This is a genomic window from Leisingera sp. (genome assembly GCF_034669605.1).
Lineage (GTDB): Bacteria > Pseudomonadota > Alphaproteobacteria > Rhodobacterales > Rhodobacteraceae > Leisingera.
Window position 1 is genome coordinate 19975 of sequence record NZ_JAXMOX010000026.1, and the last position, 11761, is coordinate 31735.

An 11761-nucleotide genomic window follows, 5' to 3' on the forward strand; every position below is an offset into this window, starting at 1 on the left:
TCTCTCTTGCCTGTTGCGCCGTGTTGCGCCGTGTTGCGGAGACCGGCCCGCGCGGCAATGCGGCGGGCGGTGGCGCCAGTGTAACCGCTGGAGGCTATTGAAATAAACCGGCAATCCGCTGGCCAAGCCCGCGTTTTTTGCGCCGCGCAGGCGTGGCGGCTGTTTCCGCGGCGGCCGCCGCGGGCCGTGCCAGGGGCCGCAGGGACTGCCGGGGGCCTTTGGGCAGCACCGCGCCGGCGGCCTCAAGATCCGGCAGCGTGGAGGCCTCCAGCGTGCGGTGGGTCACTTCGTTCAGCAGCGCCGCACCCTGGCGGCCCAGGGCGCGGCTGCCCTCAGGTGCATAGAGCGCCAGGGCGACCAGATGCCGGTCGAGCACAAAGGCGCCGCGCCAGTGAACCGGGCTGGCGCCTTCGGCGACGGCTTCGGGAAACTCCAGCCGGACCAGCGGCAGCAGCTGGTCGTTGCGGGTCTCCAGCAGCGTGGCGCCGGGGAACATGGCCACGATATCAGCCGCTTGCGGTGCCAAGGCATCCTGTTCCGCCGGACCGATCGAAGCGGTCAGCACGGCCGCATTGCGGGATCCGAACGAGCGGTTCCGGTGCAGCCGGCTGCACGGGGCCATCAAGGCAAAGCCGCCGGTTTCATCCGCGGTGCTGCTGCGCCGGTCAAAGCAGTAGCTTTCCGGCGCGGCCAGCAGCACGCCGCCGCCGGCAAAGGACATGACCTGGCCGAGAGGCGACTGCGCCTGGCCGGCATCGCGGGCGGCAAAGGACATGCTTTTGGGGGCGGGGCTGCATCCCGCCAGGGCCAGCGCGGCCAGCACGGCAGCGGCTGCAGCCTTGCGCAGTCTGGGCGTCTTTCCGCCGGGGCGCGGAAAAGACACAGGTTTTCCGTTGCTTGATCTGGTCACTGCTGTCCCTGCCAGTCTTGTTTTTTGCCGATTTCATTACGGGCAGGCCTGCTGCGCGGCAAGTGTGAACCGCGCGCCGGGCTGTCTGCCTTGCCATGGCGTTGCAGCAATGCATAACGTTGGCGCAAATTGCCGCCTTTCCAGCCGGAGGACACATGCCGCACAGGCGCAGCGACGGCCACAGTGACGGACACAGGGACGGGCCGGGCTACCGGGCGCATGAAGCCTTGGTGCGCTTTGCCCGGAGGCAGCCGCAGCTGTGGCGGCTGCTGTTGGGGCTGGGGCTGGTGGCGGCGGTCGGCTTTGCCTTTTTGACGCTGGGCGTTGCGATGGCGGCGCGGCTGTTTCACCAGCGCAGCTTTGCCAGCGTGACCGGGCATCTGCGGCCGCTGCTGCGGCAGTTCGCCAGTGTGGGCCTGTATCTGACAGGGCTGAGCGTGCTGATCATGCTGCTGCCGCCCTACAGCATGGGGCCGCCGATGACCCCGAACCTGCCGGTCTGGACCTGGCTGGGCCTTCTGCCCGTATCCGTTGCCGCGGTTCTGGTGCAGACCTCCTCGGAAGAGATCCTGTTCCGCGGCTATATCCAGCAGGCGCTGGCGGCGCGGTTCCGCAGCCCGGCGGTGTGGCTGCTGGGGCCTTCGGCGCTGTTTGCGCTGGGGCATTACCTGCCTGCCGAGGCCGGGGACAATGCGCTGATGATCACCGGCTGGGCGGGGCTGTTCGGGGTGCTGATGGCGGATCTGACGGCGCGGGCCGGCACCCTGGGGCCGGCAATGGCGGTGCATTTCTTCAACAATGCCGCGGCGCTGCTGCTGTTTGCCTCGCCGACCAGCCTGAACGGGCTGGCGCTGTATCTGATTCCCTTCGAGATGGCCGATGTCCAGGCGCTGCGCCCGTGGATGGCTGTCGACATTGCCCTGATGCTGGTCAGCTGGCTTTGCGCGCGGCTTGCCATACGCCGCTGATTGCAATTGCGGCAAATGCGCCTTATCTGGGGGCAAACCGCGCCCCCGGAGAGGCAAGCACTATGAACTGGATCACCAATTACGTCCGGCCCAAGATCAACTCGATCTTTTCGCGCCGCGAAGTGCCCGAGAACCTTTGGCAGAAATGCGATGAATGCGGCACCATGCTGTTTCACCGCGAGCTGAGCGACAATCAGAATGTCTGCACCAGCTGCGGCCACCATATGCATATCACGCCGCGCGACCGGTTCACTGCGCTGTTTGACGGCGGTGTGTTCACCGAGGTCGCGGTGCCGGAACCGCTGGCCGATCCCTTGAAGTTCAAGGATCAGAAGAAATACCCCGACCGGGTGAAAGCGGCGCAGAAGAAGACCGGCGAAAAAGACGCGATGCTGGTGGCCGCGGGCGAGATCGGCCGCACCCCGATCATCGCTGCCGCGCAGGATTTTTCCTATATGGCCGGCTCGATGGGCATGTATGTCGGCAACGCCATCATTGCCGCGGCTGAAGAAGCGGTGAAACTGGGCCGCCCGCTGGTGCTGTTCTCGGCCGCCGGCGGCGCCCGGATGCAGGAGGGCATCCTGTCGCTGATGCAGATGCCGCGCACCACCGTGGCCGTGCAGATGCTGAAAGAGGCCGGGCTGCCCTATATCGTGGTGCTGACCCATCCGACCACCGGCGGGGTGACGGCGTCTTATGCGATGCTGGGGGATGTGCATATTTCCGAACCCAACGCGCTGATCTGCTTTGCCGGCCCGCGGGTGATCGAGCAGACCATCCGCGAGAAGCTGCCCGAGGGCTTCCAGCGCGCCGAGTATCTCTTGGACCACGGCATGCTGGACCGGGTGACCCCGCGCACCGAGATGCGCGAAGAGCTGATCACCATCACCCGGATGCTGATGGGCCTGCCGCCGCAGGTGGTGGGCGACCTGCCCTCGCCGGAGGAGGACGCACCCGCCAAGGCCGCAAACGCCCCGGCGGATGGCGCAGTCAGCGAAGAAGCAGCCGAGTAATCCGGCTTATATTGAAACGCCCGGCCGTCAGGCCGGGCAGCGCCCGTCCTCAACAGGGCGGGCGCTGCTCTTTGCCAAGTAAGACTTCGAGTTCAAACAGGACCAGGCTGATGACCCAGACCTCCGACGCGATCCTTGCCCGCATGATGGCGCTGCACCCCAAGATCATCGACCTGACGCTGGACCGGGTCTGGCGGCTGCTGGCCGCCCTGGACAACCCGCAGGACAAGCTGCCGCCGGTGATCCATCTGGCAGGCACCAATGGCAAGGGCTCGACCCAGGCGATGATCCGGGCCGGGCTGGAGGCCACGGGGAAAAGCGTGCACGCCTATACCTCGCCGCATCTGGCGCGCTTTCACGAGCGGATCCGGCTGGCGGGCGAGCTGATTTCCGAGCCGCATCTGACCGAAATCCTCGACGAGTGCTATGCCAAAAACGGCGGTGAAAACATCACCTATTTCGAGATCACCACGGTGGCGGGGCTGCTGGCCTTTGCCCGCACCCCGGCGGATTACACGCTGCTGGAAGTGGGCCTGGGCGGGCGGCTGGATGCGACCAATGTCATTGACAAGCCCGCAATCAGCGTGATCACCCCGGTTTCGATCGATCATGAGCAGTTCCTGGGCGACACGCTGACCAAGATCGCCACCGAGAAAGCCGGGATCATCAAGCGCGGTGTGCCGGTTGTCGCCGGCCCGCAGCCGGAGGAAGCGATGCCGGTGATCGAAGCCGCCGCCGCCCGCCTTGGCGCGCCGCTGATCGCCTGCGGCCAGCAGTGGCATGTGCATCAGGAGCATGGCCGGCTGGTGTTCCAGGACGACAACGGCCTGCTGGACCTGCCGCTGCCCGCCCTCCTGGGCGCGCATCAGGTTCAGAACGCGGGTGCGGCGCTGGCGGCGCTGCGCCATCTGGGCGCCGATGAGGCGGCCTGCGAAGCGGCGATGAAAAACGCCGAATGGCCCGCCCGGATGCAGAAGCTGAAAACCGGCCCGCTGGCCGAGGCGGCACCGGAGGCCGAGCTGTGGCTGGACGGCGGCCATAATGCTGCCGCGGGCCTTGCGCTGGCCGAGGTGCTGGCGGGTCTGCCCAAGCGCCCGACGCATCTGATCTGCGGCATGCTGAACACCAAGGATGTGAGCGGCTACATGGCGCCTCTGGCGCCGCATGCCGCGAGCCTGACGGCAATTTCCATCCCGGATGAGGTGAACACGCTGAGCGCCGAAGACACCGAGGCTGCCGCCAAATCGGTGGGCATCGCGGCCGCCACCGCAGAAAACACCATGGCGGCGCTGCAGGCGATCATCGCCAGCGACCCGCAGGCGCGGGTGCTGATCTGCGGCTCGCTCTATCTGGCAGGCCATATCCTGCGCGAGAACGGCTGAGGCTTGCGGCCGTGGCGGGGGAGGTTCTCCCGCCCGGCTTCGATCTGACGATCTCATCCGGTTGGGCCGGGCGCCGCTGGTGCGACGCTGGCCGCTTTTCATCTTTCCAGAAGTACTCCGGGGGTGAGGCCGTGAGGCCGAGGGGGCAGCGCCCCCTTGTGCCGCCGGGCCCTCCTAGTCCAGAACGTAGTTCACTGGCTCCAGCTTGGGCGGCACCGGGCGGCCGAGGGCGTTGCAGACCGAGATTTCCATCACCCGGCACATCGCGCTGAGGGGGACGGAATTGGCCTGTTCGCGGAACGGGTGTTCCAGCTCATGCGTCACTTCGGCGAGGCCGAAGAACACATAGGCCACCACCGCGGCGACCAGCGGTTCAAACCAGCCGGCACTGTCCAGCAGGGCAAAGGGCAGCAGCAGGCAGTAAAGATAGGTCGTGCGCCAGACCAGCAGCGAATAGACAAAGGGCAAGGGCGTGGTCAGCAGCCGCTCGTTGCCGGCCTGCGCCGCGGGGAAGGCGGCCAGCCGTTCGGCCAGGGCGCGCTGGCCGAAGCCGTCGATGCGGCCGTCCTCTGCCATCGCGCGCAGCCGGGCCGCAATGTCGCGCAGGGCGGCGTTGGGGCTGTTTTCTGTCTGCATCAGCAGGTCTGCGTCTTCCGGCCCGACCCAGTGCCGGACGCTGTCCGCCACCTCGTCGCCGCGCAGCTGGGCGCGGTGCAGGTGGTGGAAGGCCAGGATGCGGGTGAGGATATAGTCCTCGTCCGGGCCCTGGCCTGCAAAGATGCGCAATTCCTGCGCCAGGCTGCGCACGTCCGACACCATCCGGCCCCAGATCTTGCGCGCTTCCCACCAGCGGTCATAGGCGGCGTTGTTGCGGAAGCCGAGAAACAGCGACAGCGACAGGCCGAACACCCCCATCGCCCCGACTGGGATCTGCGGCACCGCTACCACATGGCGGTCCAGCATCAGCACCACAGCCGCCCAGAGCGCGGCGCCGGTGATATTGGGCAGGATGCGCGGCACCACCGAGCCGTTCAGGATCAGGAAGATTTCCCACCGGCGGGGGGTATGACGGACGATCATGGCGCTGCGGCTCCCCAGTCCTTGTCCTGCATCTCGCGCAGGCGGGAGGCGGTGCGTTCGAACTCAAAGGTGCCTTCACCCTCGACATAGAGCATTTCGGGCTGTGCGGCGGCGGAGCAGATCAGCCGCACCTTGGCCTCGTACAAAGCGTCGATCAGGGTGACGAACCGCTTGGCCTCGTTGAAATTGTTGCGGCTCAGGCGGGGGATGTCCTCGAGCACCAGCACCTTCAGGGCTTCGGCGATGGCCAGATAGTCGCCCGGCCCCAGCATCTTGCCGCAGAGGTCATAGAAGCTGGCCCGCGCGACGCCGTTGCGGAAGGCGGGCAGGGTCACCTCGCGGCCCTTCACCTGCAGTGTCAGCGGCGGGGCATCGCCGCCGCCGGAGAGGTCCCGCCAGATCGCCCGGATCTGCGCCCGGGCCTCGGTGTCGACGGGGGAGAAATAGACCTGCGCGCCGGTCAGCCGGTGCTGGCGGTAGTCAGTGGGGCTGACCATTTCATGCACCGCCATATGGTCCTTGATAAGGTCGATAAAGGGCAGGAACAACTGCCGGTTGAGGCCGTTCTTATAGAGGTCGTCCGGCACCCGGTTGGAGGTGGTGATCACGGTGACGCCGGCGGCAAACAGCGCCTCGAACAAACGTCCCACGATCATCGCATCGGTGATGTCGATGATCTGCATCTCGTCAAAGGCCAGCAGCCGCACCGACTCTGCGACCTCTGCCGCGGCGGGCGCCAGCGCGTCCTCGGCGCCCTGCTGGCGGGCGGCGTGCATCCCGGCGTGGATTTCCTGCATGAAAGCGTGGAAATGCACCCGGCGCGCGGGGATGCCGTCGAGGCTGTCGACGAATATGTCCATCAGCATCGACTTGCCGCGGCCCACCCCGCCCCAGAGGTAGAGCCCCTGGACCGGTTCATATTCCGGCTTGCGGAAAAAGCCGCGTTTCACCGGCGGTGCCATCAGCCCTTCGGCGATGCGGTCGAAATGGGGCAGCACGGCCTCCTGGGCCGGGTCAAGCGTCAGCTCGCCTGCGTCGATCTTCTGCCGGTACAGCGTGGTCAGATGGGTCATGGGGAAGGGATAGCGCGGGGCGCGGGGGATGGGAAGCGGCGGATGCAAATTCCGCGCGGCGGCCCAAGCGGTGTACCGGGCGGCAATGGAATAGATCAGAAACCCTTAACACTGCGCGCAAAAATCCTGATTTGACGCCTGGGGAAATATGCTTAGTGTCGCCCCGATATTCAGGAGAGACGCCATGGACCGTTCCGCGCCGTTGTTTACCCCGGTTCTGATTGCGGGGTGCATCATCATCATGGTGAGCTTTGCGGTGCGCGCGTCCTTCGGGGTGTTCCAGATCCCGATTGCCGAGGAGTTCGGCTGGCTGCGCTCGGAATTCTCGCTGGCGATTGCGATCCAGAACCTGGCCTGGGGCATCGGCCAGCCGGTATTCGGCGCCATTGCCGAGAAGATCGGCGACCGCAAGGCGATCGTCATGGGGGCCGTCGTCTATGCCGCCGGGCTGGTGCTGAGTGCCGGGTCCACGACACCGTTTGAAATGCAGGCCTATGAATGGCTGGTGGGGTTCGGCATTGCGGGCACCGGTTTCGGCGTGGTGCTGGCGGTTGTGGGGCGGGCAAGTTCTGACGAGAACCGGTCGATGTCGCTGGCGGTTGTCACCGCGGCGGGCTCTGCGGGCCAGATTTTCGGCGCGCCGGCGGCGGAGTGGATGCTGGGCTTCCTGCCCTGGCAGATGATTTTCCTGATCTTTGCCGGTGTGGTGCTGGCGCTGATTGCGACGCTGCCGCTGATGCGCGCACCGGAGACGGCCGGCCGGGCCGAACTGGAAGAGAGCATGGGGGCGATCCTGATCAAGGCGTTCAAGGATCCGTCCTATACGCTGATCTTCCTGGGCTTTTTCAGCTGCGGCTATCAGCTGGCTTTTGTCACCGCGCATTTTCCGGCTTTTGTCACCGAGATGTGCGGGCCGATCCTGCCGGGCGGGGCGCTGTATTCCATCGGCATCACTTCAACCTCGGCGCTGGGGGCGGTGGCGATCTCGCTCATTGGCGCGGCCAATGTGGGCGGCACTTTGCTGGCGGGGTACCTGGGCAAGCGGTATTCCAAGAAATACCTGCTGGCGGCGATCTATACCGGGCGGACCATCGCGGCGGCGGCGTTTATCATTTTTCCCATCACGCCGCTGAGCGTGATCATCTTTTCAGTCGTGATGGGGTCGCTGTGGCTGGCGACGGTGCCGCTGACCTCGGGGCTGGTCGCGCATATCTATGGCTTGCGCTATATGGGAACGCTGTACGGGATTGTCTTCTTCAGCCACCAGCTGGGCAGTTTCCTGGGCGTCTGGCTGGGCGGGCGGATGTATGACATCTACGGTGATTACACGACGGTCTGGTGGATCGGCGTGGGCATCGGCGCCTTCAGCGCGATTGTGCATCTGCCGGTGAAGGAGCGGCCGCTGCGGGCGGCGGCCCCGGCGGCCCCGGCAGCCGGGTAAGGCCGGCGGTCCACCGCGGGGCAGCAATGCCGGACCCCGGAGTATTTTTCGAAAGATGAAAACGGCAGGGCGGATCAGAGCAGGCCGCGGCGGTGGTTTTGAGCGATGATCTGCAGCACTTCCCCGGTGTGGGTATAGGGCAGGCCGTGGCCGGCGCCGGGGATTTCCTCCTGCCGGATCGAGCGGGCGTGTTCGGCCAGGCGGCCCGGTGAATTCGGCGGGATCACCGCGTCCTCCTGGCCCCAGATCGCCATCACCGGCACCCCGTGGCTGTGCAGGCGGCGGTGGTCTTCGGTGAAATCCTCGTTCAGGATTCCGCGCAGCGAGGACAGCACGGCCGGGATGTAGCCGCGGCAGGCCAGCTCCCTTTGCTGCAGATCGGTGATGCCGGGGACCGAGGAGGGCAGTTTGCGTTCGGCGTTGGTGCCGCGGATGTGCAGGGCGGGGAAGAGCGCGTGCATCAGCCAGTCGCCAAGGCCCGGGATCTGGCGGATCATCCGTGTCAGGCGGCCCGGGCTGGTGCCGAAACCGGCAGGGGCCAGCAGGATCAGCTCGCGCAGGCGGCCGGGGCTGGCGGCGGCAAAGGCGGTGGCGATGGCGCCGCCCATGGAATAGCCGATCAGGGTGATATCATCGTCAACCTCCTGATCCGCCAGCAGCTCTTCGAGCTGGGAGGTGAAGAAGGCCCGGTCCTGCAGGCCCGCGGGGCGGTCCGAGTAGCCGCGGCCGTACAGATCGTAGCTCAGCACCCGGTAGCCCATGGCGGCCAGCCCCTGCGCCACCCCGTCCCAGACAAAAGACGGCGTGGTGAGGCCGTGGACGCAGACCGCGACGGGGCCGCGCAACGGTCCGTTCCAGCGGTAGTGGGTCAGCCCGCCGGAGAGCCGGGCAAAACTGCCGGGGGCGGATTGCCGGGCCTTGGCATTCATCGGTTTGCGCAGCTGTTCCCGCAGCAGCGGAAAAAGGATCAGGATCAGGATGGCGGCAATCAGTGCCGTCAGCCAGCTCATGCTGCGGCTTTCCATTTCTGCAGGATGTGGTGGCTGGTCATCAGATCCAGATGGGCGCCGCCGCCGTTTTTGAACAGGGTGATCCGGTCCGCACCGAAGGCGGGGAACCGGCCGAGGCTGTAGAAATCGGCCAGCACGTCGCTGCGCTGGATGATGCCCTGTTCCAGCGGGGTCTTGAATTCGCCGATGTGGTCCAATGTGGTGTCGAAACTGTCGCAGTAGATTTGCGCGCGTTTCAGTGCTGCGTCATCGGCCTCGCGCATGTCGGGGCGGTAGGCGCCGATCAGGTTGAGGTGCTGGCCGGGGCGCAGCCATTCCCCCTTGATCACCGGCTGCGATGACATGGTGCAAGTGACGATGATGTCAGCGCCGCGCACCGCCGGTTCCAGATCGGCGGCGTGCCGGGTGCCGGGGTACTGGGCGCAAAGCTCCTGCGCCTTGGCGGCGGTGCGGTTCCAGACCCGGATCTGCGCCTGCGGGAAACCGGCGCCGAAGGCCTCGATCAGCGAGGCGCCGACGGTGCCGGCGCCCACGATCAGCACCTCCTGCGCGTCCGGGTCGGCCAGCCGCAGCGCGCCAAGCAGGCTGTCGCCCGCGGTTTTCCATTTGGTGACCAGGTGGAAATCCACCAGCGCCTCGGGGGTGCCGTCCTGATCGGAGTAGAGGCAGACAGAGCCGTTGATCATCGGCTTGCCGGCGTCCGGGTTGCGCGGGAAGATGTTGGCGGTTTTCACCGCCAGCCCCAGCCCGTCGATCCAGGCGGACCGGCTGAGCAGCGTGTCGGGATCGCGGTAGAGGAAGGTGTCGCCGATTTCCGCCTTGGGCAGATCGTGGCTGGCGGCCAGCGCCTCTGCAAAGCCGACCCAATCGAGCAGCGCCTCGCCCACTTCGAAGCCAATGTATGGAATGCTCATCCGTGCCTTATCCTGTGTCTGTTGCGGGCCGGGTCAGGCGGCCTCTTGTTCTGTCAGCAGCCGCTCCTGCACCAGCCGTGCGGCGAAAGGGCCGGGGGTGGTGAACAGATGGGTCTGCCAGCCGCGCAGGCGCGCGGCCTCGATGTTTTCGGGGCGGTCGTCGGTGAACAGCAGGTTCTCCGGAGCAACCCCGGTTCCGCGTTCCAGAATGGCATAGATTTCCGGCTCTGGCTTGATGCATTTCAGATGTGCGGAGACACATGTGTGGTCGAAGCCACGCAGGAAAGAGTAGGTCCCGCAGGCGGTCTCAAAGGGCTCGGTGCCGAAGTTGCTGAGCGCGAAGACCGGGATGTCCTTGGCCTGCAGCGCCTGCATCAGCCGGACAGAATGCGCGATGGCGCCTGGCACCATCTGCAGCCAGCAATCATGCCACCAGCGGATTTCTTCGGCCCAGGCGGGGTGGGCGTCCGCCAGCGCATAGACGCTGCCGCGGAACGGCGCGCCGCGGTCGATCTCCAGGTTGACGGCATGCAGCGGAACCTCTGCAAACAGCTGCCTGCGCCGGGCCGGGCCGATACGGCTGTCATAGAAACGCTCAGGCTCCCATTCGATCAGCACCCGGCCAATGTCAAAGACGACGGCATCAATGGGCATGCGGGTTATCCTTCTGCGCGCGGGCGGGGCCGCGGGACGGGGCGGTTGCGGCGGGTCTCGCGCCAGACCGAAACCAGACCGGAGGCGATGATCAGGCTGCTGCCGGCCCAGACCGCCGGGTCAGGCCATTCGTTGAAGATCAGCACGCCCCAGAGCACCGACATCGGCATGGCGATATATTCAAACGGGGCGGCGAGGGCGGCCTCGTTCATGCGGTAGGCCTGGGTCACCAGATAGCCGCCGATGGAGCCGGCCAGGCCGACGCCGATCAGATAGGGCCAGTCTTCGGGGGCGGGCCAGATCCAGGCGCGCAGGATAAAGTCCAGCGCCGGGCTGCCGCCATCCGCAAAGCGGCCGTTGCCGAACAGGATCCCGGCCAGCGCGCTGACGATCAGAAAGCCCAGCATCGGGAAAAAGGCCATGGTCGCGCCGGATTCCACGCTGCCGGCGCGGCGGGTCAGCACATGCAGCGTGGCATAGCCGCAGGCGCCGAGCGCGGGCAGCAGCGCCGCGGCCTGGAAGGTGCCGGGACCGGGGCGCATGATGATCAGAACGCCGAGGAAGCCGGTGGCGACCGCGCCCCAGCGCCACGGGCCCGGCCGTTCGCCCAGAAACAGTGCCGACAGGGCGGTGACGATCAAGGGCGTGGCAAAGGCAATCGCCACGGCTTCGGCCAGCGGCAGGATGGCAAGACCGGTGAAAAAGCAGATATTGGCAAACAGCACCGCAAGGCAGCGGGCGAAATGCAGTTTCGGCTGGTGGGTGCGCAGCTGGTGATAGCCGCCTTCCAGCGGCAGGATCACAGCGAGCATCACGCCGAGCGCCACCACTGAGCGGAACAGCACCACCTCATAGAGCGGGTAGTCGCCGGACAGGAACTTGAAGGTCATGTCGATGACGGAAAAGGCAATGCCGGCGCCGGCGGCTGCGAACAGGCCGGGAACGCTGATCTTTATCTCTGCGCTCATTTATGTCCCCCCTTTGTGCTGGCCTTGATCAGTGGCGGATTTGGTTCAAGCGGGCAATGGGGCGGGGGGCGGAAAGATGCAATTTTCCGCCGCAGTACGCCGCAGTACGCCGGGGGCAGGGCGGGGAGGTTCAGCAGTTTCCCGGGTGTGCGGCGGCCTGATCAAGCCTAAAGGCCAAGCCGCGCTGCCGCGCTGCCGCGCGGTCCGCTGCGCGGAGCCTTGACCTGCGCTCAGCCCGCCTTGGCCGCCCGGAGCTCCCGTTCCAGCGCGTCCAGAAAACGGGAGCGATCGGCCTTGGTAAAGCCCTTGCCGCTGCCGCCGGCACCCAGCGGGTTGGCAGCGCGCAGG

The 11761-nt window shown here is 66.4% G+C and carries 11 protein-coding genes and 1 pseudogene; 4 read left to right on the forward strand and 8 right to left on the reverse strand.

Going from position 1 to position 11761, the window contains the following annotated elements:
• Positions 1 to 94: 94 nt before the first annotated feature.
• Positions 95 to 910 carry a hypothetical protein gene (locus VOI29_RS05185; protein WP_323776478.1) on the reverse strand — a complete coding sequence of 272 codons (816 nt, stop codon included), beginning with the start codon at positions 908 to 910 and terminating at the stop codon, positions 95 to 97.
• A 155-nt stretch (positions 911 to 1065) separates the two neighbouring features.
• Between VOI29_RS05185 and VOI29_RS05190 the strand changes: the two genes are divergently transcribed.
• The 3 genes from VOI29_RS05190 (at position 1066) to VOI29_RS05200 (ending at position 4273) form a co-directional block, all read left to right on the forward strand.
• On the forward strand, positions 1066 to 1878 hold the full coding sequence (locus VOI29_RS05190) for a CPBP family intramembrane glutamic endopeptidase (RefSeq protein ID WP_323776480.1): 813 nt from the start codon (positions 1066 to 1068) through the stop codon (positions 1876 to 1878).
• 62 nt (positions 1879 to 1940) lie between these two features.
• Entirely contained in the window at positions 1941 to 2891 is a 951-nt protein-coding gene (accD, locus tag VOI29_RS05195) for an acetyl-CoA carboxylase, carboxyltransferase subunit beta (protein WP_323776482.1), read from the forward strand.
• Between the two features lie 110 nt (positions 2892 to 3001).
• Positions 3002 to 4273 (forward strand): folylpolyglutamate synthase/dihydrofolate synthase family protein, encoded by a 1272-nt coding sequence (locus VOI29_RS05200; RefSeq protein ID WP_323776484.1) that lies wholly within the window; start codon positions 3002 to 3004, stop codon positions 4271 to 4273.
• A 174-nt stretch (positions 4274 to 4447) separates the two neighbouring features.
• On the opposite strand, the gene VOI29_RS05205 is transcribed toward VOI29_RS05200, so the two are convergent.
• The gene (locus tag VOI29_RS05205; RefSeq protein ID WP_323776486.1) at positions 4448 to 5353 is read right to left on the reverse strand and encodes a bestrophin family protein; all 906 of its coding nucleotides are present in this window, start codon (positions 5351 to 5353) and stop codon (positions 4448 to 4450) included.
• Entirely contained in the window at positions 5350 to 6426 is a 1077-nt protein-coding gene (gene zapE / locus VOI29_RS05210) for a cell division protein ZapE (RefSeq protein WP_323776488.1), read from the reverse strand. Before zapE ends, VOI29_RS05205 begins: the two co-directional genes overlap by 4 nt.
• Before the next feature lie 184 nt (positions 6427 to 6610).
• Between zapE and VOI29_RS05215 the strand changes: the two genes are divergently transcribed.
• On the forward strand, positions 6611 to 7867 hold the full coding sequence (locus tag VOI29_RS05215) for an MFS transporter (RefSeq protein WP_323776490.1): 1257 nt from the start codon (positions 6611 to 6613) through the stop codon (positions 7865 to 7867).
• Positions 7868 to 7941: 74 nt separating this feature from the next.
• Here VOI29_RS05215 and VOI29_RS05220 read toward each other — a convergent pair whose 3' ends face one another.
• The 5 genes and pseudogenes from VOI29_RS05220 to VOI29_RS05240 all read right to left on the reverse strand — a co-directional run.
• A complete protein-coding gene (locus VOI29_RS05220) occupies positions 7942 to 8877 on the reverse strand; it encodes an alpha/beta hydrolase (RefSeq protein ID WP_323776492.1) in 936 nt (311 codons plus the stop codon).
• Complete coding sequence (locus VOI29_RS05225) at positions 8874 to 9791, reverse strand: ornithine cyclodeaminase family protein (RefSeq protein WP_323776494.1); 918 nt, start codon at positions 9789 to 9791, stop codon at positions 8874 to 8876. Before VOI29_RS05225 ends, VOI29_RS05220 begins: the two co-directional genes overlap by 4 nt.
• A gap of 33 nt (positions 9792 to 9824) precedes the next feature.
• On the reverse strand, positions 9825 to 10445 hold the full coding sequence (locus VOI29_RS05230; RefSeq protein ID WP_323776496.1) for an HAD family phosphatase: 621 nt from the start codon (positions 10443 to 10445) through the stop codon (positions 9825 to 9827).
• A 5-nt stretch (positions 10446 to 10450) separates the two neighbouring features.
• Positions 10451 to 11413 (reverse strand): DMT family transporter, encoded by a 963-nt coding sequence (locus VOI29_RS05235; RefSeq protein ID WP_323776498.1) that lies wholly within the window; start codon positions 11411 to 11413, stop codon positions 10451 to 10453.
• A gap of 230 nt (positions 11414 to 11643) precedes the next feature.
• Positions 11644 to 11761 (reverse strand): annotated as a pseudogene (locus VOI29_RS05240) (YaiI/YqxD family protein); the annotation flags it as partial.

What these genes read in the sequence shown, in the direction of transcription:
- VOI29_RS05215 (WP_323776490.1), top strand. Translation starts at nt 6,611, where the DNA reads ATGGACCGTTCCGCGCCGTTGTTTACCCCGGTTCTGATTGCGGGGTGC.
- accD (WP_323776482.1), top strand. Translation starts at nt 1,941, where the DNA reads ATGAACTGGATCACCAATTACGTCCGGCCCAAGATCAACTCGATCTTT.
- VOI29_RS05200 (WP_323776484.1), top strand. Translation starts at nt 3,002, where the DNA reads ATGACCCAGACCTCCGACGCGATCCTTGCCCGCATGATGGCGCTGCAC.
- zapE (WP_323776488.1), bottom strand. Translation starts at nt 6,426, where the DNA reads ATGACCCATCTGACCACGCTGTACCGGCAGAAGATCGACGCAGGCGAG.
- VOI29_RS05205 (WP_323776486.1), bottom strand. Translation starts at nt 5,353, where the DNA reads ATGATCGTCCGTCATACCCCCCGCCGGTGGGAAATCTTCCTGATCCTG.
- VOI29_RS05225 (WP_323776494.1), bottom strand. Translation starts at nt 9,791, where the DNA reads ATGAGCATTCCATACATTGGCTTCGAAGTGGGCGAGGCGCTGCTCGAT.
- VOI29_RS05220 (WP_323776492.1), bottom strand. Translation starts at nt 8,877, where the DNA reads ATGAGCTGGCTGACGGCACTGATTGCCGCCATCCTGATCCTGATCCTT.
- VOI29_RS05235 (WP_323776498.1), bottom strand. Translation starts at nt 11,413, where the DNA reads ATGAGCGCAGAGATAAAGATCAGCGTTCCCGGCCTGTTCGCAGCCGCC.
- VOI29_RS05230 (WP_323776496.1), bottom strand. Translation starts at nt 10,445, where the DNA reads ATGCCCATTGATGCCGTCGTCTTTGACATTGGCCGGGTGCTGATCGAA.
- VOI29_RS05190 (WP_323776480.1), top strand. Translation starts at nt 1,066, where the DNA reads ATGCCGCACAGGCGCAGCGACGGCCACAGTGACGGACACAGGGACGGG.